Annotated in this window: 19 protein-coding genes; 8 read left to right on the plus strand and 11 right to left on the minus strand. The window is 72.8% G+C overall.

The window, feature by feature from the left end; all coding sequences use genetic code 11:
- The 5 genes from ACH4TP_RS14710 to ACH4TP_RS14730 all read right to left on the minus strand — a co-directional run bounded on the left by ACH4TP_RS14710 (window position 1) and on the right by ACH4TP_RS14730 (window position 5677).
- A complete protein-coding gene (locus ACH4TP_RS14710) occupies window positions 1-885 on the minus strand; it encodes a carbohydrate ABC transporter permease (protein ID WP_398437991.1) in 885 nt (294 codons plus the stop codon).
- Between the two features lie 3 nt (window positions 886-888).
- The gene (locus tag ACH4TP_RS14715; RefSeq protein WP_389221994.1) at window positions 889-1830 is read right to left on the minus strand and encodes a carbohydrate ABC transporter permease; all 942 of its coding nucleotides are present in this window, start codon (window positions 1828-1830) and stop codon (window positions 889-891) included.
- Between the two features lie 6 nt (window positions 1831-1836).
- Window positions 1837-3180 (minus strand): ABC transporter substrate-binding protein, encoded by a 1344-nt coding sequence (locus tag ACH4TP_RS14720; RefSeq protein WP_398437993.1) that lies wholly within the window; start codon window positions 3178-3180, stop codon window positions 1837-1839.
- A gap of 49 nt (window positions 3181-3229) precedes the next feature.
- Window positions 3230-4444: an ROK family protein gene (locus tag ACH4TP_RS14725; RefSeq protein ID WP_389221990.1), complete on the minus strand. Its 1215-nt coding sequence runs from the start codon at window positions 4442-4444 to the stop codon at window positions 3230-3232.
- A 171-nt stretch (window positions 4445-4615) separates the two neighbouring features.
- Window positions 4616-5677, minus strand: a complete 1062-nt coding sequence (locus ACH4TP_RS14730) for a mechanosensitive ion channel family protein (protein WP_389221988.1) — start codon at window positions 5675-5677, stop codon at window positions 4616-4618.
- Window positions 5678-5933: 256 nt separating this feature from the next.
- On the opposite strand from ACH4TP_RS14730, the gene ACH4TP_RS14735 reads away from it, so the two are divergent.
- Window positions 5934-6497, plus strand: coding sequence for an HNH endonuclease (locus ACH4TP_RS14735; protein ID WP_389221986.1), 564 nt, complete (start codon window positions 5934-5936; stop codon window positions 6495-6497).
- 67 nt (window positions 6498-6564) lie between these two features.
- Here the strand turns inward: ACH4TP_RS14735 and ACH4TP_RS14740 are convergent, their stop codons facing one another.
- On the minus strand, window positions 6565-9678 hold the full coding sequence (locus tag ACH4TP_RS14740) for a beta-N-acetylglucosaminidase domain-containing protein (RefSeq protein ID WP_398437996.1): 3114 nt from the start codon (window positions 9676-9678) through the stop codon (window positions 6565-6567).
- A 194-nt stretch (window positions 9679-9872) separates the two neighbouring features.
- On the opposite strand from ACH4TP_RS14740, the gene ACH4TP_RS14745 reads away from it, so the two are divergent.
- From ACH4TP_RS14745 to ACH4TP_RS14755, 3 genes are read left to right on the plus strand one after another with little or no spacing between them, the layout of a single operon-like run.
- On the plus strand, window positions 9873-10115 hold the full coding sequence (locus ACH4TP_RS14745) for a hypothetical protein (RefSeq protein ID WP_389221982.1): 243 nt from the start codon (window positions 9873-9875) through the stop codon (window positions 10113-10115).
- A 1-nt stretch (window position 10116) separates the two neighbouring features.
- Window positions 10117-12213 (plus strand): 4-alpha-glucanotransferase, encoded by a 2097-nt coding sequence (gene malQ, locus ACH4TP_RS14750; RefSeq protein ID WP_398437998.1) that lies wholly within the window; start codon window positions 10117-10119, stop codon window positions 12211-12213.
- 20 nt (window positions 12214-12233) lie between these two features.
- Window positions 12234-12464: a hypothetical protein gene (locus ACH4TP_RS14755; RefSeq protein WP_389221978.1), complete on the plus strand. Its 231-nt coding sequence runs from the start codon at window positions 12234-12236 to the stop codon at window positions 12462-12464.
- Between the two features lie 108 nt (window positions 12465-12572).
- Here the strand turns inward: ACH4TP_RS14755 and ACH4TP_RS14760 are convergent, their stop codons facing one another.
- Complete coding sequence (locus tag ACH4TP_RS14760; RefSeq protein ID WP_389221976.1) at window positions 12573-13079, minus strand: MarR family winged helix-turn-helix transcriptional regulator; 507 nt, start codon at window positions 13077-13079, stop codon at window positions 12573-12575.
- Window positions 13080-13287: 208 nt separating this feature from the next.
- On the opposite strand from ACH4TP_RS14760, the gene ACH4TP_RS14765 reads away from it, so the two are divergent.
- The 4 genes from ACH4TP_RS14765 to alc all read left to right on the plus strand — a co-directional run bounded on the left by ACH4TP_RS14765 (window position 13288) and on the right by alc (window position 17451).
- A complete protein-coding gene (locus ACH4TP_RS14765; protein ID WP_398438001.1) occupies window positions 13288-14241 on the plus strand; it encodes an EamA family transporter in 954 nt (317 codons plus the stop codon).
- 5 nt (window positions 14242-14246) lie between these two features.
- On the plus strand, window positions 14247-15212 hold the full coding sequence (locus tag ACH4TP_RS14770) for a DMT family transporter (protein WP_398438003.1): 966 nt from the start codon (window positions 14247-14249) through the stop codon (window positions 15210-15212).
- A 124-nt stretch (window positions 15213-15336) separates the two neighbouring features.
- Entirely contained in the window at window positions 15337-16266 is a 930-nt protein-coding gene (locus tag ACH4TP_RS14775; RefSeq protein WP_389221970.1) for a LysR family transcriptional regulator, read from the plus strand.
- Between the two features lie 60 nt (window positions 16267-16326).
- Window positions 16327-17451, plus strand: coding sequence for an allantoicase (gene alc / locus ACH4TP_RS14780; protein WP_398438005.1), 1125 nt, complete (start codon window positions 16327-16329; stop codon window positions 17449-17451).
- A gap of 116 nt (window positions 17452-17567) precedes the next feature.
- Here the strand turns inward: alc and pepN are convergent, their stop codons facing one another.
- The 4 genes from pepN to ACH4TP_RS14800 form a co-directional block, all read right to left on the minus strand.
- On the minus strand, window positions 17568-20147 hold the full coding sequence (gene pepN / locus ACH4TP_RS14785) for an aminopeptidase N (RefSeq protein ID WP_398178702.1): 2580 nt from the start codon (window positions 20145-20147) through the stop codon (window positions 17568-17570).
- A gap of 52 nt (window positions 20148-20199) precedes the next feature.
- Window positions 20200-21384, minus strand: a complete 1185-nt coding sequence (locus tag ACH4TP_RS14790) for a TerD family protein (protein WP_398438007.1) — start codon at window positions 21382-21384, stop codon at window positions 20200-20202.
- A gap of 282 nt (window positions 21385-21666) precedes the next feature.
- Window positions 21667-22683 carry an aspartate-semialdehyde dehydrogenase gene (locus tag ACH4TP_RS14795; RefSeq protein ID WP_389221961.1) on the minus strand — a complete coding sequence of 339 codons (1017 nt, stop codon included), beginning with the start codon at window positions 22681-22683 and terminating at the stop codon, window positions 21667-21669.
- 167 nt (window positions 22684-22850) lie between these two features.
- Window positions 22851-26171, minus strand: coding sequence for a S8 family serine peptidase (locus ACH4TP_RS14800; RefSeq protein ID WP_398438009.1), 3321 nt, complete (start codon window positions 26169-26171; stop codon window positions 22851-22853).
- Between the last annotated feature and the right edge of the window lie 101 nt (window positions 26172-26272).

A 26272-nucleotide genomic window follows, 5' to 3' on the forward strand; every position in this document is an offset into this window, starting at 1 on the left:
TCAGCCCTTCACTCCGGTCAGTGTGACTCCCTCGACGAACGCCTTCTGCGCGAAGAAGAACACGAGGATCACGGGGGCCATGACCAGGACGGTCGCGGCCATGGTCAGGTTCCAGTCGGTGTGGTGCGCGCCCTTGAAGGACTCCAGGCCGTAACTGAGCGTCCAGGCGGCCGTGTTCTCGGAGGCGTAGATCTGCGGCCCGAAGTAGTCGTTCCAGCAGGAGAAGAACTGGAAGAGGGCGACGGCGGCGATGCCGGGCTTCGCCATCGGGAGCACGACCCGGATCAGGGTGCGGAACTCGCCGCAGCCGTCGATCCGCGCGGCCTCGACGTACTCGTTCGGGATGGTCAGCAGGAACTGGCGCAGCAGGAAGATGGCGAAGGCGTCGCCGAACGCCATCGGGACGAGCAGCGGCCACAGCGTGCCGGAGAGGTCCATCTGCTTCGCCCAGAACAGGTACATGGGGATGATCACGACCTGCGGCGGCAGCATCATCATCGCGATGACGAGCAGCAGCGACAGGTGCCGGCCGCGGAAGCGGAACTTCGCGAGCGCGTACGCCACGGGGACGGACGACACCACGACGAGGACGGTGCCGAGCCCCGCGTACAGCAGGGAGTTCTTCCACCAGGTCAGGAAGCCCTCGGTCCGGAAGACCCGGACGTAGTTGTCCCAGTGCCAGGAGTTCGGCGTCAGGTCCCGGGTGAGCGCCTGGTCGTCGCTCATCAGGGACGTCAGGAAGACGAAGACGAACGGGAGGACGAAGAACAGGGCGGCGGCGATGCCGAGCGAGTGCACGGCGATCCAGTGCAGCAGCGCCTTGCGGCGGGCCCGCCGCAAGGCGGGGCTCGCCACCCTCGGGACAGGGACGGTTGCGGTGGTCATGGTTCAGTCACCCGAGCCGATCAGGCCGCCGCGCCGGCGCATCAGCAGCGCGGTGAAGGCCATGGAGAGTGCGAAGAGCACGAGCGCCACGACACAGGCGGCGCCGTAGTTGAACTGGTTGAAGCCGAGGCTGTAGATCAGCTGCGGGAGGGTCAGCGTGGAGTCGTCCGGATAGCCGGGCTGGAAGCCGGCGCCTGACCCGCCCATCTTCCCCGAGGCGACCTTGGAGGCCACGATCGGCTGCGTGTAGTACTGCATCGCGCCGATGATCCCGGTCACGACCGCGAACAGCACGATCGGGGAGATGTTCGGCAGCGTGACGTAGCGGAACCGCTGCCACGGGGACGCGCCGTCCAGTTCGGCGGCCTCGTACTGCTCCTTCGGCACGTCGAGCAGGGCGGCCATGAAGATGACCATGAGGTCGCCGATGCCCCACACGGCGAGGACGGTGAGGGCCGGCTTGGCCCAGGCCGCGTCGTTGAACCAGGAGGGGGCGGGGATGCCCACCGCCTCCAGGAACGAGTTGACCGGCCCGGTGCCGGGGTTGAGCAGGAAGACGAAGGCGAGCGTGGCGGCCACCGGCGGGGCCAGGTACGGCAGGTAGAAGAGGGTGCGGAAGACCCCGGCACCCGTCTTGATCTTGGTGATCAGCATGCCGACGCCGAGACCGAAGACGACCCGGCAGGTCACCATCACGACCGCCAGCCAGAGCGTGTTCTGCATGGCCGGCCAGAACTTCGGCATGTCGGAGAAGACGTACGTCCAGTTCTCCAGGCCCCGCCAGGTCGGCGGGTTGAGGCCGTCGTACCGCATGAACGAGAAGTACAGGGTGGAGACCAGCGGATAGGCGAAGAAGAAGCCGAAGCCGATCAGCCAGGGCGACATGAACAGCGCGGTGCGCAGGGCGTTGCGTCGACGCTTGGACCGCAGGGTGTACGTGGTCATGGTCGGTTACTTCGCGGCGGCGATGTCGCGGTCGATCTGGGCCGCGGCGTCCGCGAGGCCCTTCTTGAGGTCCGTGACCTCGCCCTTCTCGTACTTGTGGGCGAGGTCGGAGAGGGTCTCCTGGTAGGCGGGGCCGTTGATCGCGTTGTCCATGGTGGTGGACTTCGGGTGCGCGGCGATGTCCAGGAAGGTCTTGAAGCGGGCGTCGAACCTCAGGTTCGGGGACTTGAGCGCCTCGAAGGTGGAGGGGACGTTCCCGATGGCATTGGCGAACTCCACCACGGCGTCGGTGTCCGTGGTCATGTACTTGACCAGCTCCCAGGCCGCGTTCTGCTTCTTGCTCTGCGGCGCGATGCCCATGATCGTGCCGGAGAGGTAGCCCTTGCCGTACTCGGCGATCTCGTCGTCCGCGACCGGCAGCGGCGCCACGCCGACGTCGAACTTCACCCCGGCGTTCTTGATGAAGTTCAGCCGCCACTCGCCGTCCAGCTGCATGGCGACCTGCCCGGTCTGGAAGGGGTGCTTGGCGCCCCACTCGTCACCGAAGGTGGTGCGGTACTTGTCGAGCTTCTCGAAGCCGCCGAGCGAGTCCACCAGGGACTTCTGGTACGTCATCATCTCGGCGAACGCCGGGTCCTTCGCGACGTTCGACTTGCCGTCCTTGTCGAAGTACGCGTGGTCCCACTGCGACATGTAGTGCTCGACGACGGTCTCGTAGCCGAGGTAGTTCGGCATGAAGCCGAGCTGCTCGTACGAGTCGCCCCGGGACTTCGTCAGCGTCTTGGCGATCTTCGCGAACTGGGACCAGGTCTTCGGCGGGGCCTCGGGGTCGAGACCGGCCTTCCGGAACGCGTCCTTGTTGTAGTAGAGCCCGTACGCGTCGGAGAGCAGCGGCAGGGCGCAGCGCTTCCCCTCGAACCGGGTGTACTCCTGGAGGACCTTCGGGAAGGTCTTGTCCAGGTCCAGCTTCGACTTCTCTATGAAGGGCCCCAGGTCGGCGAGCGCGCCCGAGGAGCAGAACTTGCCGACGTTCGAGGTGGTGAACGAGGAGACGACGTCCGGGCCGTTCGAGCCGCCCGCGCGCAGCGCCTGGCCGAGCTTCTCGTCGTTGATGTCGCCGACGACCTTCACCTTGATGTTCGGGTGGGTCTTCTCGAAGCGGGCGACGTTGTCCTCGATCGCCTTGACCTCGGCGGGCGCGTTCCAGCCGTGCCAGAAGGTGATGGTGGTCTCGGCCTTGGGGTCGTCGGTGGCCGCGTTGTTCGCGGAGCCGGTACAGGCGGAGGCGAAGAGGGCGATCGAGGCGGTGGCGGCGAGCGCGGCGGCGGCTCTGCGGGGGCGTACGGGCATGGCGGTGTCTCCCTGGACGGTTTCGGTCTTGTGGGGGGGGCAGGGACGGTCAGCGCGAGGTGTCGAAGACCTCGTCGCGCGTGGTGGCGAGGGCGCTTTCGAGGGCCCCGCGCAGGACGGGGCTCCGGCGCACGGCGGAGAGGACCAGCCGGGGCCGGGACGGGGCGAGATCGGCGAGTTCGGACTGCACGCGCGCGCGGAGGGGTTCGCCGCCGGTGACGAGGGCGGACCCGGACAGCACGATCAGTTCGGGGTCGAGGACGGTGACGAGGGCGGCGAGTCCGACGGCGAGCCGCTCGGCGTACCGGTCGAGCAGCTCCGCGTACCGGGGGTCCTCGCCGTGCGTCTCGGCGGCGCGCGCGAGGAGCCCGGTCACCACCGGTACGTACGGCTGGTCGGGGGTCTCGATCCCGGCCTCGCGGGCGATCCGGGGCAGGGCCTGGATGCCCGCGAGCTCCTGGAAGCCGCCGGAGTTGGCCTTGGTGACCTGCCGTACGAGCGGGGTGCCGGGCACGGGCAGGAAGCCGAGTTCGCCGGCGCCCCCGGTGAAGCCGCGGTGCAGCCGCCCGCCGAGGACGAGGGCGGCGCCGAGGCCCCCCTCGTTCCACAGCACGGCGAAGTCGGAGTGGCCCCGGGCGGCGCCCAGGCGCTGTTCGGCGACGGCGACGAGGTTGACGTCGTTCTCGTACTCGAACGGCATGGGCAGGACGGCGGCCAGCTCCTCCAGGAGGGTGGGGGAGTGCCAGCCGGGCAGGTGGGAGGCGTACCGCAGCCGCCCGGTGGCCGGGTCGAAGGCGCCGGGGGTGCCGATGACCAGGCGCCGCACGTCCGCGCGGGTCAGTCCGGCCGCCTCGACGGCCCCGTCGAGGGCGTCGGTGACCTGGCGGACGACGCCGGAGGCCGCCCGGCCGGGGGTGCGGAGCTCGTACTCGCCGACGATCTCGCCCGTGACGTCGGCGACGGCCGCGTGGACGCGGTGCTGGTCGACGTCGAGCCCCGCTGCGTACGCGGCCCGCGCGTTCACCGCGTACAGCTGCGCGTTCGGCCCGGGCCGGCCCTCGCTGGTGCCGGTGGCGACGACGAGCCCGGCCGCTTCGAGCCGCGCGAGCAGCTGGGAGGCGGTCGGCTTCGACAGCCCGGTGAGCTTGCCGATCCGGGTCCGCGAGAGGGGACCGTGCTCCAGGAGCAGGTCCAGGGCGGCGCGGTCGTTCATGGCCCGCAGGACGCGCGGGGTGCCGGGGGTTCCCGGCGGCGTACCGGCCATGGGGATCGCACCTGCCCTCATACGGTGAAGCGCACTGTTAGGAAAGTTTCCTATCTGGTTGGGAGGAAGGTAAGGCGGCCGTCGCGACGTCGTCAATACCTGGGAACGCGGCACGCCCCCGAAGGCAACCGAAGCGTTACCGGCGGGGGCGTGCGACCCGTGAAAAGGGGGTTACTTGGTGAGGTCCGGCTTCGGCAGCGGGGTCGCCGCCGCGGACTGCGGGGAGCTCGTCGAGGCGAAGACCGAGGGGGCCGCCATGCCGGCCGTCGGGTCGGACTTGGGCTCCTCGGCCTGCGGCGGAACGCCGCCCACGATGCGGATGCCGGCCTCGTCGAGGCCCTGCTTGATGCGCCAGCGCAGCTCGCGCTCCACGCCCAGCTTCTTGCCCGGCATCGTCTTCACCGAGACGCGGACCGTCATGGAGTCGAGCAGCACCTCGCTGAGGCCGAGCACCTCCACCGGGCCCCAGAGGCGCTCGTTCCACGGCTCCTCCTTGGCCATGGCCTCGCCCGCCTGGGCGATCACGGCCCTCACCCGCTCCAGGTCCTCCGTCGGCCGGACGGTGACGTCCACACCGGCGGTCGCCCAGCCCTGGCTGAGGTTGCCTATCCGCTTGATCTCGCCGTTGCGCACGTACCAGATCTCGCCGTCCACCCCGCGCAGCTTGGTCACCCGCAGGCCCACCTCGACGACCTCGCCGGAGGCCACGCCCGCGTCGACCGAGTCACCGACGCCGTACTGGTCCTCCAGGATCATGAAGACGCCGGACAGGAAGTCCGTCACCAGGTTCCGCGCGCCGAAACCGATCGCCACGCCCGCCACACCGGCCGAGGCCAGCAGCGGCGCCAGATCGATCTTGAAGGCGCCGAGGACCATCAGCCCGGCCGTGCCCAGGATCAGGAAGGACGTCACGGAACGCAGCACAGAGCCGATCGCCTCGGAGCGCTGCCGCCGCCGCTCGGCGTTGACCAGCAGACCGCCGAGGGCCGTCCCCTCCACCGCCTGAGCCGAGCGGTTCATCCGGTCGATCAGCTTCGTCAGGGCCCGGCGCACGGCCCAGCGCAGCACGATCGCCACGACGAGGATCAGCAGGATGCGCAACCCGGTGTTCAGCCAGGTGGACCAGTTCTCCTCCACCCAGCTCGCCGCACTGGTGGCCCTCTCCGCGGCCTCGTCCAGGGTCACCGGTATCGGTTCGGGTTCGGTGGCAGCCGCCAGGGCGGACCAGGACACGGGACAACCTCCAGGCATCGCGTACGCAGGCCATCCACACTAACGGGGCGTCGGACAGGAGCCCGCAGCCGTGTTCGAGGGAGAGACGGACCTCACCCGGGCACATACCGGGGAGAGATGCCGATGTGGTCGAGAACACCCAGGTGCCACCACCCCGATCCCGGTACGTGGTGGCGCCGCGACCGGGCATGAGGAGAGACTGAGAGCAGTTCGTCCCGGCGCGAGCCACGCGCCGCCGGCGTCATAGGAGGCATCCGTGCCGCATGTCCTGGTCCTCAACGCGTCGTACGAGCCACTGGGCGTCGTACCGCTCCGCCGCGCACTCGTCCTCGTACTGGAGAACAAGGCCCTCTGTATCGAGGAGTCCGGCGCCTTCCTGCACAGCGAGACCCAAGTCCTCCCCGCGCCCAGCGTGGTGCGACTGAAGCGCTTCGTGCGGGTCCCCTACCGGGGGCCCGTTCCCTTGACCCGCAGAGCGCTCTTCGCGCGCGACGGCGGGCGCTGCGCGTACTGCGGGGGCGTCGCGACCAGCGTCGACCACGTCATCCCGCGCAGCCGCGGGGGCACGCACGCCTGGGAGAACGTGGTGGCGGCCTGCCGCCGCTGCAACCACGTCAAGGCCGACAAGCACCTGCGGGAGATCGGCTGGCGGCTGCGCCACCAACCCGCCCCGCCGACCGGCCTGGCCTGGCGGATCATCGGGACCGGACACCGGGACCCCCGCTGGCTGCCCTACCTGGAGCCGTACGGCGCCGAGGACGTCATGGCCCGGATCGACTCCGTCGCGGAGACCCCTGTGGGGGCGCTGACGACGGGTTGAGCCGGGCCTTTCGCGTACGCGGGACTTCCGTACGCGGGGACTTCCGGCGCGGAGAGCGGTCCACGCCTCAGGGGGTGGGCCGCTCCTCCGGCGTGTCCCGGGGTTCCTCCGGGGCGTCCTCGGGTGCCTCCGGCGGGGCTACCGCGTACGTCTCCACCGACCAGAGCGAGTAGCCGAAGCGGGTCGCCCGGGTCTCCCCCTGGACCCGCAGGAAACGGGTGTCCGCCGCGTCCATCCGGACCGACTCGCGGCCGCCCCTGCCGTCCGCGACGGTCGCCGCCGTCCGCCAGACCCGCCCGTCGGCCGAGACCTGGACCCGGTAGCGGGAGGCGTACGCGTCCTGCCAGTGCAGCACCACCTGCCCTATCCGGGCCGGCTCGGGCAGCTCCAGCTGCCACCAGGCACCGTCCTCCGCCGGGGAGGACCAGCGGGTCGCCGGATCGCCGTCCACCGCCGAGGCGGCAGGGAAGTCCGGGGTCTCGTCGCCCGAGGAGGAGGCCGTCGCCGTGCGCGCCAGGTCCGGGCCCGCCGTGCGCGGGAAGGCCCGCACCGTCAGGACCCGCTCCTCGCCCGCGAAGGACACCGGCACCCGGTACGAGCCCGCCGGCACGCCCGCGGCCACCGACACCTCCAGGGGGACGGTCGTCCGCGCGCCGCGCTCCACCGCCGCCCGCCCCGGCAGCCGCACCGCGATCCCCTTCGGGGTCTTCGCCGTCAGCGCCCCGCGCACCTCGCCCGCGCGCCGGCCCGTCAACTCCACGTCCACCCGCTGCGCCGGGCCGCCGATCTCCGCGTCCGTCTCCGTCCGGGCGAGCTCCAGACCGGCACGGGGCCCGTCCGCGAACCACGGCACGAGCGAGCGCACCCCGGGAGCCGGGCCGTCGCCGCTCCACACGACCCGCAGCGCGTCCGCCCGCAGCCCCTTCAGCTCGGTCTGCGTCCACCCGGAATCCGACAGCGGGCCGAGCGGCCGCCAGCCCTCGCCGGGCACGGACGCCTCCACGCGCGCGTTCCCGGCGACGTCCGGCTCGGCCATGACCGTCAGCGCCTCCACGGGCCGTGCCCGGCCGAGCCGCACGGTGTACGAGCCGGGGGCGCGGTCGGCCTTCGCCGCCGGGGTCCGGTCGGCGCCGGTCCAGGCCGCCGCCTCCGTCACCGCGCGCGTGAGGAACGGATCGAGGACCCCCGCGCCGACCGTCGCCCGGCTCGCCTTCAGGGCCTCCCGCTGCGTCTCCAGGGCGAGCTGCGCCCGCCAGGCCGCCCCGCCGTCGCCGCGCTCCTGGGCGAGGAGCATGTCGACCGCCGTCTCGCCCGCCCGGCCGTACCGGGAGAGCTGCTCCAGCCAGGGGCCCGTCTCGTCGTCGAGGGTCCCGTCGGCCGTGGCCGCGAGCCGCTCGGGAGCCCGGCGCATCACGGTGAAGGCGGCCCGCAGCTCGCGCGCCGCCTTCTCCCGCGCGACCGTGCCGGCCGTGCCGCCGCCCGTGCGGGACGCCCAGAACGCCTCCAGGAGCGGCTTCAGATAGGCCGATTCGCCCGCCGGGTCCAGGATCGAGGAGGAGCCGTTCCCGGCGAGCGCGCGCAGCGCCTCACGGGCGGCCGGATCCCGGCCCGCGAGGTCGTCCACCGCCGCCCGCCAGGACTCCCGGGGCCGGTAGCCCTTCGGGTTCCAGGCGTAGTCGGCGGCGGTGAACAGCGGGACGCGGGAGGCCGCGGGCTGCTCCATGGCGTGCGCGAGATAGGCGGCGGAACCGGCGGCCACGGCCGGCTCCCGGCCGGTGGCGGGGCCGAGGAACAACCGGTCCTGCGCGTAGTCGTTGACCGGGTAGTTGTCCATGGTGACCAGCGGGTGGCCGCCGAGCGCCTTGCGCGCCCCCGCCAGTTCGTTGCCGGTGATCGTGCGCGGGACGACGCCGACGCCCGTCCACGCCACCCGCACGCCCGCGTCGAGCGCCTCGGCGAACTTCGTGCGGTACGCGCTCGCGCCGTCCTGGTAGTACTCCGTCGGCATCACCGTCAGCGGCTCGGCGTCCGGGTGCCGTTCGGCCAGCCACCCGGCCACGGCGTTCGCCACGCGCGCGTGGGCGCCGGCCGCGGCCTCCGGGCCGCGCCCGAAGGCGTCGGCGTCCTTGTCGCAGTGCCACTCGTCGTAGGAGGCGTCCTGGAACTGGAGCTGGAAGGAGCGCACCCCCAGCCCCCACATCGCGTCCAGCTTCCGCGTCAGCGCCGTCACGTCGCCGTCCGAGGACAGGCACATGGACTGGGCGGGCGCCACGGCCCAGCCGAGCGTCACGTGCCGGGCGCGGGCCCGCTCGGCGAGCGCCCGGAACTCGTCCCGCTGCGCGGCCGGGTAGGGCTCGCGCCACTGCGCCTGGCGGTACGGGTCGTCCCCGGGCGCGTACAGATAGCGGTTCTGCTTGGTCCGGCCCAGGAAGTCCAGCTGGGCGAGCCGCTGCTCCAGGGTCCAGGGGCGGCCGTAGAAGCCCTCGGTGACGCCGCGCTCGGCCGTGCCGGGCCAGTCGCGGACGACGACCCCGGGGACCTCCCGGCCGCTCCCGAGGAGCTGACGCAGCGTCTGGACCGCGTGGAACAGGCCGTCCTCGCCGACCCCGTCCAGGACGACGGTGTCCCGCCCCTGGAAGCGGCCCGTCGCCAGCCGGTAGCCGCCGCGCGGCAGATCGAGCCGCTCGGGCACCCGCAGGGCCGTCAGCGCCGCCTCCGCGCCCGAGCCGCCGTCGTCGCCCGAGGGCCCGGCGGCCCGCAGCACCGGGCCCCGGCCCGGCAGCGCGGTGTGGACGGTCCGCACCCCCGAGGCCCGCAGCAGCTCGCGCAGGGCGGCGACCGCGTACGGATCGGCGTCGGCGTCCGTCAGCAGCGTCACCTCGTCCCCGAGGCGTACGGAGGGCCCGGCGGCGGCCAGGGACTGCGGGCGCGGCCAGACGGCCGGTACGCGCGCGGGGGCGGCGTCCGCCGAAGACGCGGCGGGGGGCGCGGGAGCCGAAAGCACGGCGGGCTTCGCGGGAGCCGTCCGCGTCGCGGGAGTCGGAGACGCGGCCGGGGCCACGGGGGCCACCGGTGCGGTCGGGACCGCCTGCGCCGAGCCCGGCACCGCGCCGCCGAGGAAGCCGCCGATGACGGCGGCGACGACGGCCGTCGCGGTGCGCTTCCTGCTCCCGAGGTGCACGCGGGTCTCCCTTCGGCCGGTCCCGGCGGCCCTGCCGGTTGGTCACGAATGAATCACGAGCCCACCACCCGTCGCACGGAAGTGTCAATGCACGTGGCCGATGTGTCGGCTTTGCCCGGCGAGCCGTCGGCGAGGTGACATCGCTTCGCCACGATCCGCCGGTAAAACGAGGTGCGGTGGGTAGGGCTTCAGTCATGCCTCAGGTCCCGCCTGTCGAGACGAACCGGGAGACCCCCGTGACCACGACCGCCCGCCCCCTCGGACGGATACGGCTTCCACAGCAGTCGGCACCGGCCGGCGCACCGCTGACCAGCGAACCACCCCTGCCCGCCGCCTCGCCCCTCACCAGCGAACCGCCCCTCGCCGTGGCGGCCCCCCTCACCAGCGAACCCACCGCCCCCGGCAGCGCGGGCGGCCCGGAGTCCCCCGGAGTGTGAAGTGACCCTGGCCCGTCTCGCCGCCCGCCACGGCGTCGCCACCGCCCACAGCCCCTCGGAAGGCGTCACCGTGCCCGTGCCGGGCGCCACCGTGGTGGCCGTCCTCGGCGCCCTGGGCGTCGACGCGACCACCCCGGAGGCGGTCGCCGCCGCCCTCGACGCGGCCGAACGGGCCGACCGGGAGCGCCTGCTGCCCCCGACCCTGGTCCGGTGGCAGGGGGAGGAGGTCCGCCCGCCGGAGGACCTGCCGCCCGGCACCCGGCTGCGGGTCACCACCGAGGACGGCGCGGTCCTCGGCGGCCGGGACTGGTCCGGGCTGCCGCCCGGCGTCCACACGGTCCGGGCGGAGGCCCCCGACGGGCGCGCGGCCACCGGCACCCTGATCGTGAGCCCCGCGCGCGTGCCCGGCCCTTCCCGCCGCTCGTACGGACTGCTCGTCCAGCTGTACTCGCTGCTCTCCACCCGCTCCTGGGGCATGGGCGACCTCGGCGACCTGCGGGAGCTCGTCACCTGGGCGGGCCGCGCGCACGGCGCCGGGTTCGTCCAGGTCAACCCGCTCCACGCGGGCGTGCCCGGGGCGCCGAGCGACCCCTCCCCGTACCGGCCGTCCTCCCGCCGCTTCCCGGACCCGGTCCATCTGCGGATCGAGGAGGTCCCCGAGTACGCCCTGGTGGGCCCCGAGCGCCGCGAGGAGCTCGACCGGATCCTCGCCGAGGCCGCCGAACTGCGCGAACGGGTCCTCGGCAAGGGCGCCCTGATCGACCGGGACGCCGTCTGGGAGGTCAAGCGGCGGGCCCTGGAGCTCGTCCTCGGCTCCGTGGACCCCGGGCCCGGCCGGCGCGCCGACTTCCACGACTTCCTCGCCGAGCGGGGCCGCGCCCTGGAGGACCACGCCACCTACCAGGCCCTCGCCGAGCGGCACGGCCCCCACTGGCGGAGCTGGCCCGAGGAGCTGCGCACCCCGCGCGCGGCCGAGACCGCCGTGCGCGCCGACCCCGCCCTGGCCGCCCGGGTCGACTTCCACTGCCGGCTCGCCTGGCTGACGGACCGGCAGCTCGCCGCCGCCGCCGCGGCCGCCCGCGAGGCCGGCATGGCGGTCGGGATCGTCCACGACCTGGCCGTCGGCGTCCACCCCGAGGGCTCGGACGCCTGGGCCGGGCAGGAGGCCTTCGCGGCCGGCATGTCGGTCGGCGCCCCGCCCGACGCCTTCAACTCCCGGGGCCAGGACTGGGGCCTGCCGCCCTGGCGGCCCGATGCCCTCGCCGCCGCCGGCTACGCCCCGTACCGGGGGCTCCTGCGCGAACTCCTGCGCCACGCGGGCGCGCTGCGCATCGACCACGTGATGGGCCTGTTCCGCCTGTGGTGGGTGCCGGAGGGCCGCGAGCCCACCGAGGGCACGTACGTCCGGTACGACGCCGAGGCGATGCTCGCGGTCCTCGTCCTGGAGGCGCACCGCGCCGGCGCCCTCGTCATCGGCGAGGACCTCGGCACGGTCGAGCCCGGCGTACGGGAGGAGCTGGCCCGGCGCGGGGTGTTCGGCACCTCCGTGCTCTGGTTCGAGCGGGACTGGGCGGGCACCGGCCGCCCGCTGCCGGCGGGGGAGTGGCGCGCGGAGTGCGTCGCCACCGCCACCACCCACGACCTGCCCCCCACCGCCGCCCGGCTCTCCGGCGAGCACGTCTCCCTGCGGCACCGGCTCGGGCTGCTCCCCGGCGACCTGGAGCACGAGCGGGCGGCGGACGCGGCGGAGACCGCCGAGTGGCTGGACGTGTTCGAGCGGACGGGGCTGCTCCCGGAGGGGCCCGGCGACGAGGAGGCCGAGATCAGGGCCGTGCACCGCTTCCTGCTCGCCACCCCGGCCCGGATGGTGGGCGCCTGGCTGCCGGACGCGGTGGGGGACCGCAGACCGCAGAACCTGCCGGGCACCTGGGACGAGTACCCCAACTGGCGGCTGCCGCTCGCCGGTCCGGACGGCCAGCCGCTCACCCTGGAGCAGTTCGCCGCCTCGCCCCGGGCGCACGCCCTGCTGCGCGAGCTGAGGGCCCGTACCACCGGCGGGAACGCCCGTACGGCACCCCCGGGCGCGCGGCTCGTTTAGGTGTTCGCTACTTTGGGGCCGTGGACAAGAAGAACGCTCTGCGCGCCGGCTCGCTCGCGGCCGGTACGACGCTGATGATGCTGCTCATGTCGTCCCCCGCGCTCGCGCTCACCCGCGACGACGGTGACGACCCGGCCCCCAAGCTGAGTGTCGTCGAGACCCTCGGCCTGTACGTGGCGGCGCCGCTGGTGCTGTTCCTGGTGATCGCCGGCCTGGTGATGGTGCTCGACAAGTCCAAGAAGAAGGCCTGACCGCCTTACGGGCAGCCGCCTCACGGGCGACCGCCCCACACGTCTCCGCCGAGGGCGCCGCACGGTACGCGAGGTACCGCGCGGCGCCCTCGCGTGCGTCGGGGCACGTCACACGGTGGTGGCGAGCAGCTTCCTGAGCAGCCCGGCCAGCTGCTCCGTCTCCTCCTCGGTGAGGGCGGAGTGCAGGGCGGCCCGCTGCTCCGCGAGACCGGCGGCGACGGCCTGGTCCACCAGTTCCATGCCGCGCTCGGTGAGGGTGACCCGCAGCCCGCGCCGGTCGTTCGGGTCGGGGCTGCGGGTGAGCAGCCCGGCCTTCTCCAGCTTGTCCAGCCGGCCGGTCATGCCGCCGGTGGTGATCATCAGCGTGGCGGTCAGCTCGCGCGGCGAGAGCGTGTAGGGCGCTCCGGACCTGCGCAGGGTCGCCAGTACGTCGAACTCCCCGAGCGCCATGCCGTAGGGCGCGTACGCCTTGTCCACCTTGCCGCGCATGGCGTTGGCCAGCCGGTAGATCCGCCCGAAGACGGCCATGGGGACGGTGTCCAGATCGGGGCGGACGAGCGCCCACTGGTCGGTGATGGCGTCGACGGCGTCGTGCTCGGGGGTGTGCGTGTCCATGTCCTCAGTGTTCCCTTCTCCGCTCCTCGGTCGCAAGAAAGCCACTCAGGAGCAAGCCGCTCGGTAGCAAGTCATTCGACAGCAAGTCACTCATGAGCAAGTCACTTACAGAAAAGCCTCTTGCGAGAAAGTAGCTTAGTGGTAAGTTACTCATCACGAAGTCAGTCCGGCGCCCGCCGGGCAGGTACTCACCGCAGGGGGAACCGTCATGTCCCGCAAGGCCGCAGTCACCGCGCTCACCGCCCTCGCCCCGATCTCCTGGGGGTCGACCTACTTCGTCACCACCGAGTTCCTGCCGCCCGACCGGCCGCTCTTCACCGGCCTCATGCGCGCCCTGCCCGCCGGCCTCCTGCTCCTCGCCCTCACCCGCAAGCTCCCGCAGGGCGCCTGGTGGTGGAAGTCCGCGGTCCTCGGAGCCCTCAACATCGGCGCCTTCTTCCCGCTCCTCTTCCTCGCGGCCTACCGGCTGCCCGGCGGAGTCGCCGCGGTCGTCGGCTCCGTCGGCCCGCTCTTCGTCGTCGGCCTCGCGGCCCTCTTCCTCGGCGAGAAGCCCACGGTGAAGACCCTGCTCACCGCCGTCGCCGCCGCCTTCGGCGTCAGCCTCGTGGTCCTCAAGGCCGGAGCCGCCTTCGACCTGATCGGCGTGGGCGCCGGACTGCTCTCCTCCCTCTCGATGTCCGCCGGCATCGTCTTCACCAAGCGCTGGGGCCGCCCCGAGGGCGTCGGAGCCCTCGCGGTCACCGGCTGGCAGCTCACCGCGGGCGGTCTGGTCATCGCGCCCCTCGCCTTCCTGATCGAGGGCGCCCCGCCGGCCCTGACCGGCACCAACCTGGCCGGCTACGCCTACCTCGCCTTCGGCAACACCGCGATCTCGTACTTCCTCTGGTTCCGCGGCATCGAGCGGTTGAGCGCCTCCTCGGCCACCCTCCTCGGCCCGCTCTCCCCGATCACGGCGGCCGTCATCGGCTGGGCGGCGCTCGGCCAGGCCCTCGGTGCGGTGCAGCTGCTCGGCATGGCGATCGCCTTCGGCGCCACCCTGGCGGGCCAGCTGGGCCCCCGTAAGGCCAAGGCCGTCGAGCCGGCCGCCGAATCGTTCAGCTCGGCTGAAAAGAACGGTCAGGAAGTTTCGATGGACCTGGAGGTTTCGGGGGTGCGACGGTAAGGGGCATGAGCCTCGACGCCGCCCGCAAGTCGACCGCCACCACCCAGGAAACCAGCGACGGAACCACCGACAGCACCACCGCAGCCACCGAGAGGCCGGCGCCCGCCAGGGACGCCGGCCTCGGCGTGCTCCTCGCGCTCCTCGCCACCGTCGTCTGGTCCGGCAGCTTCGTCGTCGCCCGCGCCCTCCACGACACCGTCCCCCCGGTCCAGGCCGCCTTCTGGCGCTGGATCGTCGCCCTCGTCGCCGTCGCCCCGCTCGCCGCCCGCGAGACCTGGCGGCAGCGGCACCTGATCCGCCGCCACCTCGGCTTCCTCGCCCTCGCCTCGCTGCTCGGCATCACCGTCTACAACACCCTGGTCAACCAGGCCGGGACCGCCACCTCCGCCGGCAACATGGGCATGATCATGGCCGCGTCCCCGGTCCTCATGGCGCTCTTCGCCCGCCTCGGCGGCAACCGCCTCGGCCCGCGCCGCACCACCGGCATGTCCATCGCCTGCGCGGGCGTCCTGCTCCTCGTCAGCAAGGGCTCGCTCGCCCCGGACTTCGCCACCGGCGACCTCTGGGTCATGGCCGCCGCCGTCTGCTTCGCCTCCTACAGCGCCCTGCTCAAGCGCCGCCCCGCCGAACTCGGCGGCCTCGCCTTCCTCTTCACCACCTTCGCCCTCGGCGCGCTCATGCTCCTCCCCGCGTACGGGATCAGCCTCGCCGTCCAGGGCGGCTTCGAGCCCACCACCGGCACCGTCGGCCCCCTCGTCTACGTCGGCGTCCTCTCCTCCGCCGTCGCCTTCTTCGCCTGGAACAAGGCCGTCACCCTGATCGGCGCCGCCCGCGCCGGGATCGTCTACTACCTCCAGCCCGTCTGCGTCGCCCTCCTCTCGTACGCCCTCCTCGGCGAGCGGCTCGGCCTCCTCGGCGGGGCGAGCATGGTCCTCATCCTCGGCGGGGTCGCCATGAGCTCGGCCCGGTAGCCGAGGCCGGATGACCGAGGCCAGATGACCGAGGCCCTGAGGAACGAGGCCAGGTAACCGGGGCCAGGTAACCGGGGCCAGATAACCGAGGCCCTGAGGAACGAGGCCCGATATGTTGCGCCCCATGACCGAGTGGGACATCAAGAAGCTCCAGATCCTCCGCACCCTCCGCGACCGCGGCACCGTCACCGCGACCGCGGAGGCGCTGCTCATGACCCCCTCGGCCGTCTCGCAGCAGCTCACCAACCTCGCCAGACAGCTCGGCGTGCGGCTCCTGGAGGCCCAGGGCCGCCGGGTCCGCCTCACCGACGCCGCCCATCTGGTGCTGCGCCACGCCGAGGTGGTCTTCGCCCAGCTGGAGCGCGCCGACGCCGAACTCGACGGCTACCTGCGGGGCGAGGCCGGGCAGGTGCGGGTCGCCGCCTTCTCCACCTCCGTGCCCGCGCTCCTCGTGCCCGCCGTACGGCAGCTGCGGACCGCCCACCCCGGGCTCGACGTCCGCGTCCGGGAGGCCGAGGCGGCGGAGGCGTACGAGCTGCTCACGGCCGGCGAGGTCGACCTCGCGCTCTCGCTCGCCGCCCACGCGCCCTCCGCGCGCGACCCCAAGTACAGCAGGGTCCCGCTGCTCGCCGACCCCCTCGACGTCGCCCTGCCCACCGGCCACCCGCTCGCCGACGCGCCCGGCCTGCGGCTCGCCGACCTCGCCGCCGAGCCCTGGATCTTCGGCGGCTCGGGGCCCTGGTCCGAGATCACCACCGCCGCCTGCGAGGCCGCCGGTTTCGTGCCCGAGCAGGCCCACAGCGCCTCCGGCTGGGCCGCGATCCTCGCCATGGTCGAGGCCGGGATGGGGATCGCGCTCGTCCCCCGGATGGCCTCCGCGGACCGCTGGGGCGGCGGGAACGGGGTCGTCATGCGGGTCCTCTCCGCCGACCAGCCGCGCCGCCACGTCGTCGCGGCGGTGCGCAGCGGGGCGGAGGAGGGCCCGGCGGTGGCCCGGGTGCTCGCCGCGCTCCGGCAGGCGGCGGCGGCCCGCGAAACCGTTCAGCAGAGCTGAATACATTCATCGAAAACATTCGATGGACCGGAGGGCGGGCCGCACGGGAGAGTCGAAGCCATGAGCAGCCTCGACGCGCACCAGGACCCGCACGCCAACGACGCCGCCCCCTACTCCGGCGGCGACCCGTACGCCGACTACCGCACCGGTGACTTCCCCTTCACCGAGCTGGTCGACCTCGCCGACTGCCGCCTCGGCGCCGGAGTCGTCGCGGCCAACGACGAGTTCTTCGCCGAGCGGGAGAACCTCCTCGTCCGCGAGCGCGCCGTCTTCGACCCGGAGCACTTCGGCCACAAGGGCAAGATCATGGACGGCTGGGAGACCCGCCGCCGCCGCGGCGCCGACGCCGAGAACGTCTTCCCCGCCCCCGAGGACCACGACTGGGCGATCGTCCGCCTCGGCGCCCCCGGAGTGATCCGCGGGATCATCGTCGACACCGCCCACTTCCGCGGCAACTACCCGCAGAAGGTGAGCATCCAGGCCACCGCCGTCGAGGGCTCGCCCAGCCCCGCCGAGCTGCTCGAAGCGAAGTGGGAGGAGCTCGTCCCGCCGACCCCGGTCCGCGGCCACGCCGCCAACGGCTTCGGGATCACCGCCGAGCGCCGCTTCACCCACGTACGGCTCTGCCAGCACCCCGACGGCGGCGTCGCCCGGCTCCGCGTCCACGGCGAGGTCGTGCCCGACCCCGAGTGGCTGGAGCTCCTCGGCACCCTCGACCTGATCGCCGTCCTCAACGGCGGCTCGTACGAGGACGCCTCGGACAGGTTCTACTCCTCGCCGACCCAGATCATCCTGCCCGGCACCTCCCGCAAGATGGACGACGGCTGGGAGAACCGCCGCCGCCGGGTCCGCGGCACCAACGACTGGGTCCGCTTCAAGCTCGTCGCCCAGGGCGCCGTCCGCGCCGTCGAGATCGACACCGCCTACCTCAAGGGCAACTCGGCCGGCTGGATCGCCCTCCAGGGCCGCAACGGCGAAACGGGCGAGTGGTTCGAGATCATCCCGCGCACCCGCCTCCAGCCCGACACCCTGCACCGCTTCAAGCTCCCCGCGCAGGCCGTCGTCACCCACGTCCGCCTCGACGCCTTCCCCGACGGCGGCGTCGCCCGCATGAGGCTCCACGGGGCGCTCACGGAGCAGGGCGCGGCCGACCTGCGCGCCCGGTACGCCCGCCTGGGCGGCTGACACGCTTCCGCCCGGCGGCGCGGCCGCGCGCCGACGCCCGCCCGCCGGGCGGACTCCAAGCACGGCGAAGGGGCGCCCCCGCGGGGGAGGGCGCCCCTTCGTCGTTCAGACGGGTGTTACTTCGCGGCGGCCGCGTCCGCCGCCCGCGCCTTCAGGGCGCGCTCGACGCCCGCGCGGGACTCCGTCACCATGCGCCGCAGCGCCGGAACGGGGTTGTTCTCGGCGATCCACGCGTCCGTCGCGTCCAGGGTCTCCTGCGAGACCTGGAGCGTCGGGTAGAGGCCGACCACGATCTGCTGGATCATCTCGTGGCTGCGGGTCTCCGAGACGTGCTTGATCGACGCGAAGTACTTCGCCGTGTACGGGGCGAGCAGCTCGCGCTGGTCGGCCTGGACGAAGCCGCCGATGACGGCCTCCTGCACGGCGTTCGCCAGCTTGTCGTCCTCGACGACCGAGGCCCAGGCCTCCGCCTTCGCCGCCTCCGTCGGACGGGCCGCGCGCGCGGTGGCCGCGTGCCGCTCGCCCGCCGCCGTACGGTCGCGCTCCAGCTCGGCGGCGATCTCCGCCTCGTCGAAGCGGCCGGTGGCCGCGAGGCGCTGCACGAACGCCCAGCGCAGCTCGGTGTCGACGGCCAGGCCCTCGATGACCTCGGAGCCGTCGAGCAGTGCGGCGAGCACGTCGAGCTCCGCGTCCTCACGGGCCGTCGCGGCGAACGCCCGCGCCCACGCCAGCTGGTGGTCGCTGCCGCCCTCGGCGGCGCGCAGCTGCTCCTGGGCGAAGGCGCCCCAGCGCGCCAGACCGGTCGCGCGCCACTCCGGCGCCGCGTACAGGTCGAGGGCCGCCTTCACCTGGCCCTGGAGCGACTGCACCACGCCGATGTCGGACTCCTTGGCGATGCCCGAGAGCACCAGGTCCAGGTAGTCGCGGGTGGCCAGCTCGCCGTCGCGGGTCATGTCCCAGGCGGAGGCCCAGCACAGGGCGCGCGGCAGGGACTCGGCGAAGTCGCCGAGGTGCGCGGTGACGTTCGCCAGGGACACGGCGTCGAGGCGGACCTTCGCGTACGACAGGTCGTCGTCGTTGAGGAGGACGACCGCCGGACGGGCCTTGCCGGCCAGCTCCGCGACCGGGGTCAGCTCGGCCGCCGCGATGTCCAGCTCCAGGCGGTCGGTGCGGACCAGCTTGCCGGCCTCGTCCAGGTCGTAGAAGCCGATCGCGATGCGGTGCGGGCGCAGCACGGCCTCGCCCTTGGCGCCGGCGGGCAGCGCCGGGGCCTCCTGGCGGACGGCGAAGGAGGTGATGACGCCGTTCTCGTCGGTCTCGATCTCCGGGCGGAGGATGTTGATGCCGGCCGTCTCCAGCCACGCCTTCGACCAGGTCTTCAGGTCACGGCCGGAGGTCTCCTCCAGCGCGCCGAGCAGGTCGGACAGGCGGGTGTTGCCGAAGGCGTGCGCCTGGAAGTACGCCTGGACGCCCTTGAAGAACTCGTCCTGGCCGACGTAGGCCACGAGCTGCTTCAGGACCGAGGCGCCCTTGGCGTACGTGATGCCGTCGAAGTTGACGAGCACGTCCTCCAGGTCGTTGATCTCGGCCATGATCGGGTGCGTCGACGGCAGCTGGTCCTGGCGGTAGGCCCAGGTCTTCTCCGCGTTGGCGAAGGTGGTCCAGGCGTTCGGCCAGCGGGTGCCCGCGACGGAGGCCTGGCAGGCGACCGAGGTGTAGGTGGCGAACGACTCGTTCAGCCACAGGTCGTTCCACCACTCCATGGTGACGAGGTCGCCGAACCACATGTGGGCGAGCTCGTGGAGGATGGTCTCGGCGCGCCGCTCGTACGCCGCGTCCGTCACCTTCGAGCGGAAGACGTACTGGTCGCGGATGGTGACCGCGCCCGCGTTCTCCATCGCGCCCGCGTTGAACTCCGGCACGAACAGCTGGTCGTACTTGGCGAACGGGTAGTCGTACGCGAACTTCTCCTGGAACCAGTCGAAGCCCTGGCGGGTCACGTCGAAGATGTGGTCCGCGTCGAGGAACTCGGCCAGCGAGGGACGGCAGTAGATGCCGAGCGGGACGACCTGGCCGTCCTTGCCCTCGTACGTCGAGTGCACCGAGTGGTACGGGCCGACGATGAGGGCCGTGATGTACGTGGAGATGCGCGGGGTCGGCTCGAAGACCCACACGTCGTTCTCGGGCTTCGGCGTCGGGGAGTTCGAGATCACCGACCAGCCGCTCGGGGCCTTCACGGTGAACTGGAAGGTCGCCTTGAGGTCGGGCTGCTCGAAGGAGGCGAAGACCCGCCGCGCGTCCGGCACCTCGAACTGGGTGTACAGATAGGCCTGGTCGTCGACCGGGTCGACGAAGCGGTGCAGGCCCTCACCGGTGTTGGTGTACGCGCAGTCGGCGACGACCTTCAGCTCGTTGCGGCCCGCGACCAGGTCGGCGAGCGCGATCCGCGAGTCGCGGAAGACGGCGGCCACGTCCAGCGAGCGGCCGTTGAGCACGACCTCGTGGACGGCGGGGGCGACGAGATCGATGAAGGTCTCGGCGCCGGCCTCGGCGGAATCGAAGCGGACGGTGGTGACGGACCGGTAGGTGCCGCCCTCCTGCGCACCGGTGAGGTCGAGGTCGACCTCGTACGCGTCCACGGTCAGCAGCGCCGCCCGCTGCTGAGCCTCTTCACGGGTCAGGTTTGTCCCAGGCACCCGGTCAACTCCTCGGTTTCGTGACGTTTGGGCCATCCTTCCACGGGTCGGCTCACCGGCGCACGGAGCATTTCCACGGCCCGTCGCCGCTGATCCGCAGCAGCCCCGGGCCCGGCACCGGAGCGCTCACCCGGACCTCGCCGATCTCGTTGACCAGCAGGTCCTGCTCCTCGTCGTCGTAGAGCGGGTCCAGCGGCGGGGTGTGCTGGTGCACGGTGACGTTGGACTCCCCGTGGTGCAGGAAGTCGAGCACCCCGGGCGGCCCCTCGTAGATCACCAGATCGTGCGCGATGCCCTCGATGTGGCTGTCGAAACGGCGGGCGTGGGTCAGCGGCAGCACCCGCAGCGTCCACGGCGCGTCGGCCTCCACCCGCAGCGTCAGCGGGCGGGCCCGCGGCACCAGGGCGACCGTACGCGCGCGTACGTCGTCCTCGTACGCCGTGAGCAGGAAGTCCTCGGCCCGCCCGTACGCGTCGCAGGTCTCGATCGTCGTCGACAGCGAGTGGTACGACTCGATCTCCAGGAGCACCCAGTGCCCCGCCGGAAGCCCCGGGTCGCAGTGCACGGTCTCCTTGCCGCGCCCCTGGTACACGGAGGGCCGGAACTCCCCGCCGTACGGATCGGCCACCGGCACGGGCGGGGCGGCGGGCGCCGGGGGCGGCGGCGGGGGGACGTAGCCGGGGCCCGGGATCGGCGGCGGCGGGGACTCCACCACGATGCCGAAGTCCGTCGCGAGCCCGGCGAGCCCCGAGGCGTACCCCTGGCCGACCGCCCGGAACCGCCAGCCGCCGTCCCGCCGGTAGAACTCCCCGAAGACGAAGGCCGTCTCCGTCGTCGCGTCCCCGATCGCGCAGGACGCCACCGGGGTCCCGGCCCCGTCCGTGACCCGCACGTCGAGCTCGGGCACCTGCCCGAAGGAGCCGCCGTCGGCGGAGGCGGCGATCACCAGGCGCCCCACGTCGGGCTCCACGCGCGCGAGGTCCAGCCACAGCCAGTCCGCGGCCGGGCTGCCGGGCGCGCCCGGCGCCGACTTCCCCAGGTGCCGGACGGCCCCCGAGGGGTGCTCGGCGTGGTTGTAGAAGACCAGGTCGGCATCGCCCCGCACCCGCTCCCCGGCCCCGAGGAGCAGCGCGGACACGTCCACGTCGGGCACCCCGTGCCCGGTGCGCCAGCTGATCGCGACGTGCAGGTCCTGCGGGGGCACCGCGACGTTGGCCCCCTTGGGTATCTGGGTCATGGGGGAACTCTGGCACGGCCGGGCACGCCGGAGGGGGGGGGGCCCCCCCCCGGGGGGGCCCCCCCCCCCCCGCCGGGGGGGGGCGGGCGGGGGGGGGGGGGGGGGCGGGGCGGGGGGGGGGGGGGGGGCGCGGCCCCCGGGGGGGGGGGGGGTGGGGGGGGGGGGGGGGGGGGGGGGGGGGGGGGGGGGGGGGTTTGGGGGGGGGGGGGGGGGGGGGGCCGGGGGGGGCGGGGGGGGGGGGGCCCCCCCCCCCCGGGCCCCCCCCCCCCTCTCGAATGTCGGCTAGCCCTTGAGCTCGGCGGCGACGAGCTCCGCGATCTGCACGGCGTTCAGCGCCGCGCCCTTGCGCAGGTTGTCGTTGGAGAGGAAGAGCGCGAGGCCGTTCTCGACGGTCTCGTCCACGCGGATGCGGCCCACGTACGAGGCGTCCTTGCCGGCGGCCTGGAGCGGGGTCGGGATCTCGGAGAGCTCGACGCCCTCGGCGTCCTTGAGGAGCTCGTAGGCGCGCTCGACGCTGATCGGACGCTCGAAGCGGGCGTTGACCTGGAGCGAGTGGCCGGAGAAGACCGGGACGCGCACGCAGGTGCCGGAGACCTTGAGCTCGGGGATCTCCAGGATCTTGCGGGACTCGTTGCGGAGCTTCTGCTCCTCGTCGGTCTCGTGCGTGCCGTCGTCGACGAGGTTCCCGGCGAGCGGGATGACGTTGAAGGCGATGTTGCGGCGGTAGACGCCGGGCTCCGGGAAGGCCACGGCCTCGCCGTCGTGGGTCAGCTCGGTGGCGCGCTCGGCGACGGCCTTGACCTGGCCGTCCAGCTCGGCGACACCGGCCACGCCCGAGCCGGAGACGGCCTGGTAGGTGGTGGCGATCAGCGCGGTGAGCCCGGCCTCCTGGTGGAGCGGCTTGAGGACCGGCATGGCGGCCATCGTGGTGCAGTTCGGGTTGGCGATGATGCCCTTGGGGCGGTCCTTGATCGCGTGCGGGTTGACCTCGGAGACCACCAGCGGGACCTCGGGGTCGCGGCGCCAGGCGGAGGAGTTGTCGATCACGACGGCGCCCTGCGAGGCGACCTTCTCGGCGAGGGCCTTGGAGGTGGCGCCACCGGCGGAGAAGAGCACGATGTCCAGGCCGGTGTAGTCGGCGGTGGAGGCGTCCTCGACCGTGATGCCGTCGACGACGGTGCCGGCGGAGCGGGCGGAGGCGAAGAGGCGCAGCTCGTCCACCGGGAAGTCGCGCTCCGCGAGGATCTTGCGCATGACCGTGCCGACCTGACCGGTGGCTCCGACGATTCCGACCTTCACGGGGACTCCTCCGTACGAATGTGCAGGGTGCTGCCGGTCCATGATGCGTATGTCCCGGGGCACCTTGTCCAATCCATTGTCCAAGGGGCGGACGACTCGCGGACGGGGACGGGGACGCGAAGGGGGCGGGCACCGGTTCCGGCGCCCGCCCCCTCACGCGTGCGGTGTTACGGAGTGACGGCGCCGATCAGGACGCTGCCGGTGCCCGCGACGGTGCCGCGGGCGTTGAGGAGCTGGACCTCGCCGAAGAACTGGCGGCCCTCGGGGGCCGCGCCGGCGACGAGGACCTCGGCCGAGACCGGGGCGGTCGCGCCGTTGGCCAGGGTGACCGGCTTCGAGGCGTCGACCTTCACGGAGCCGAGCGCGGACGAGTAGTACACGTCCTTGTAGTCGTACGTGGTGCCGCCCGCGGCCTGGACCGAGTAGCCGTCGATGGTGACGGTGTACGTGCCCGCGGCCGGGTTGAGCAGGGAGACGGACTCCTCCGAGTCGCCGTCCGCCGACTGGGCCACCTTCACGCCGTTCAGCGTGACCGTGAGGTCGAGGTCGGCGGCCCGGTCGGAGGTGTTGCCGATCCCGATGTCGAGCCGCTCCACGCCCTCGCCGATGGTGACGGTCCGGGTCTGCTTCTCGTGGTTCTGGATGGTCGGCGTCTCGGTCTTCTGCGAGCCGAGGGAGCCGCCCTTGAGGGTGCCCGTGATGCCCGCGAAGCGGTTGGAGACCTGCCACTGGACGGCGGCCGGGGTGCCGATCTTCGCCTCGGGGACCGTCTGGACGGCCGGGTCGAAGTCGGCGCCGAGGGCGGTGACGTTCAGGGTGTACGGGTTGTCCAGGTCCGGCGACGTGCGGCGGGCCTCGACCTCGATCTCCCAGACGCCGGGCGTCGGGTTCGCGTAGGACCGCAGGTCCGGGCGGCAGGTGTTGGCCGGGTTGTAGTGCGGGTAGCACGTCGTCGAGGCGCTCGACTCCATGCCGACGCCGAACGGGTGGATGGAGATGAACCGGGTCTGGCTCTTCTCCTTCAGACCGCCGAGCGCGACCTCCAGCGTCTTGGCGCCCTTCGGCACGGTGACGAAGTAGGACTTGGTGCTGTTGCGCTGCACCGAGCCGGAGGCGGTGAAGCCGTAGCCCGGGGCGACCAGGTCGTCCGCGACGACGGTGGTGGCGAGGATCTGCTTGTCGACGCCCTCGGTGCGCTCGTCGTCGGCCTCCAGGATGACGCTGTGCACGCCGGCGGTGGCGGCGCGGGCCTGGAGCTTGACGGTGACCGGCTTGTTCAGCGGCAGGTCGATCTCGTCGTCGCCGAGGATGCGGAAGGTGCCGTCGTTGTACTTGAGGTCGAGCTCGTGCTCGATCGGCCGGTCCGGGCCGCTCGTGCGCGTGATGGTGACGTCGTAGACCTTCTTCTGGCCGACCTTGAGGCCGCCCTCGCGGTCGTACACACCGGTGCCGGTGTGCGGGGCCGGGAAGATCACGGTGTCGACCGGGGCCTGGACCTTGTAGTCGTGGGCGGTGGCACCGTCCTTGATCGACTCCCAGGCCTCCACGATGTTGATGAGGCCCGAGCCCTGCTCGTGCGCGGCGACACCGGGGATGCGCTTCGCGGTGGAGGTCAGCGCGGTCCGCAGGGTGAGCGGGGAGAGCGCGATGCCCTTCTGCTTCGCGGCCGAGATCAGCAGCGCGCTCGCGCCCGTCGCCTGCGGCGAGGACATCGAGGTGCCGTTGAGCATGCCGTAGCCGGCGGGCAGGGTGTAGCCCGCCTCGGCGACGCCGGCGCCCGGCAGCCAGGTCGGGATGGTGTTCACGGCCGAGCCGGGGGCGGTGATGGTCGGGGTGAAGCCGCCGTCCTCACGCGGGCCGCGCGAGGAGAAGTTGAACATGGCGTACTTCTTCTCGACGGCCGAGCCGTAGTTGGCCGCCCAGGTCGACTGGGAGATGGCCGCGCCGACCGAGATGACCTTGTCGGCCAGGCCGGGGTCGCCGATCGTGTTGATGCCGGGGCCCTCGTTGCCGGCCGAGATGACCAGCTGGACGCCGTAGGTGTCGATGAGCCGCGTGTAGAGGCGCGAGCGGACGTTGTCGCCGTCGTTCTGCTGCGGCAGGCCGCCGATCGACATGTTGACGATGTCGACGCCGCGGTTGACGACGAGGTCCGTCATGCCCTCGGTGAGGGCGGTGTTGGTGCAGCCGCCGGACCAGGTGCACGCGCGCGAGGAGACGATCTTCGCGCCGGGCGCGGCGCCGCTCATCCTGCCGCCGAAGAGGCCGTTGGCGGCGGTGATGCCGGCGACGTGGGTGCCGTGCTCGGACTCGACGAGGCCGATGTTGACGAAGTCGCGCTTCTGGCCGACCCAGGTCCCGCCGAGCGGGTCCATCGGAACGTCCTTGCGGATCTCGACGACGAACGGGGTGCGCTCGGAGACCTCGGTGGCCGGGTCGTCGGTACCGAAGTAGCCGATCTGGTACCCGTCCTTGTACGGCTTCATCGGCGCGTCGTCCGTGAAGTCGTTGTTCTGGTTCGTGTCCACGCGGACGGTTCCGGCGGCCGGGTCGTACAGCATGCCGAAGACGTCGGTGGTGTCGCCGTCCCGGTTGATGTCGCCCTTCGGGTCGCCGCCCGCGGTGACCGCCTCGGTGAAGCGGCTGAACTGGTACGAGCCCGCCGGGGCCTTCCAGCTCTGGGAGGCGGCGGTGAAGACCGGACCGGTGACCGGGGTGACCTGGGCGCGCCAGGTGGCGTCGCCCTCGGTCAGCGGGTCGGTGGCGGTGACCCAGTCGACGATCTTGCGCTCGCCGGTGGTGGTCTTCTGCAGGGCCGGGTGGGCCAGGTCGACGCCCGAGTCCAGGATGCCGATGGTCACGCCGCGGCCGTCGGCCTTCGGGTGCTCCTTGACGAAGTCGACCGCGCCCGTCTCGTACGAGGGGTTGTACGGGTTCTTCGCCGGGGTGTCCTTGCCCGGGGCCGGGTACGTCGTCGTGACGGTGGTGCCGTCGACGGCACCCTTCACGGCGTCCGCGCCGGGCGTCGGGTCGTCCAGCGCGATCTCGGCCTGGAGGTCGATGGACTGGACGGAGGAGAGCTGGGTGGCGGCCTTGATGGCGGCCGCGGCCTTGGCGGTCGGCAGGGTGGCGCGGACGTAGCCGAGCGCGTCCTGCTGCTTGCCGACCGAGGCGCCGGCGACGGCGTCGAGCTGGGCCGCGACCTGCTCGGTGGCGCCGGGGACGGTGGCGACGAGGACGGTGACGTTCTTCTCGCCGCTGGCCTCGGCCTCGGTGAGCCGCTGGGCGTCGACGGCGCCGAGCTTGTCGGCCGGGTCCGAGGACTTGACCGGGGGAGTGGCCGCCGGGTCCTCGGCGGCGAGCACGGGCGCGGCACCGGTCGCGATGAGTGCCGCGACGAGTCCCGCGGCGGCAGCGATGCGCGCCGCGCGTCTGGGCCCGTGCGTCGCGCTTCCGGGTATGGAGCTCCGAGTTTCGGGGGTGGTCATTTACATCCCTGTTTGTGAAAGGAGGGTGTCCGGATGCTGATGCCGGATGACCGCTCAGCCTTTCGCAAGAGGCAGGGGTTTGGGGAGAGTTGCCCGGGACC

Source organism: Streptomyces sp. NPDC021012 (genome assembly GCF_044333355.1).
Classification (GTDB): Bacteria; Actinomycetota; Actinomycetes; order Streptomycetales; family Streptomycetaceae; genus Streptomyces.

Bases quoted from the DNA above. Each gene is read 5' to 3' on its own strand.
- ACH4TP_RS14770 (WP_398438003.1), top strand. From the start codon at position 14,247: ATGAGCCTCGACGCCGCCCGCAAGTCGACCGCCACCACCCAGGAAACC.
- ACH4TP_RS14745 (WP_389221982.1), top strand. From the start codon at position 9,873: ATGCCTCAGGTCCCGCCTGTCGAGACGAACCGGGAGACCCCCGTGACC.
- ACH4TP_RS14715 (WP_389221994.1), bottom strand. From the start codon at position 1,830: ATGACCACGTACACCCTGCGGTCCAAGCGTCGACGCAACGCCCTGCGC.
- ACH4TP_RS14720 (WP_398437993.1), bottom strand. From the start codon at position 3,180: ATGCCCGTACGCCCCCGCAGAGCCGCCGCCGCGCTCGCCGCCACCGCC.
- alc (WP_398438005.1), top strand. From the start codon at position 16,327: ATGAGCAGCCTCGACGCGCACCAGGACCCGCACGCCAACGACGCCGCC.
- ACH4TP_RS14800 (WP_398438009.1), bottom strand. From the start codon at position 26,171: ATGACCACCCCCGAAACTCGGAGCTCCATACCCGGAAGCGCGACGCAC.
- ACH4TP_RS14765 (WP_398438001.1), top strand. From the start codon at position 13,288: ATGTCCCGCAAGGCCGCAGTCACCGCGCTCACCGCCCTCGCCCCGATC.
- ACH4TP_RS14775 (WP_389221970.1), top strand. From the start codon at position 15,337: ATGACCGAGTGGGACATCAAGAAGCTCCAGATCCTCCGCACCCTCCGC.
- ACH4TP_RS14725 (WP_389221990.1), bottom strand. From the start codon at position 4,444: ATGGCCGGTACGCCGCCGGGAACCCCCGGCACCCCGCGCGTCCTGCGG.
- ACH4TP_RS14760 (WP_389221976.1), bottom strand. From the start codon at position 13,079: ATGGACACGCACACCCCCGAGCACGACGCCGTCGACGCCATCACCGAC.
- ACH4TP_RS14790 (WP_398438007.1), bottom strand. From the start codon at position 21,384: ATGACCCAGATACCCAAGGGGGCCAACGTCGCGGTGCCCCCGCAGGAC.
- ACH4TP_RS14710 (WP_398437991.1), bottom strand. From the start codon at position 885: ATGACCACCGCAACCGTCCCTGTCCCGAGGGTGGCGAGCCCCGCCTTG.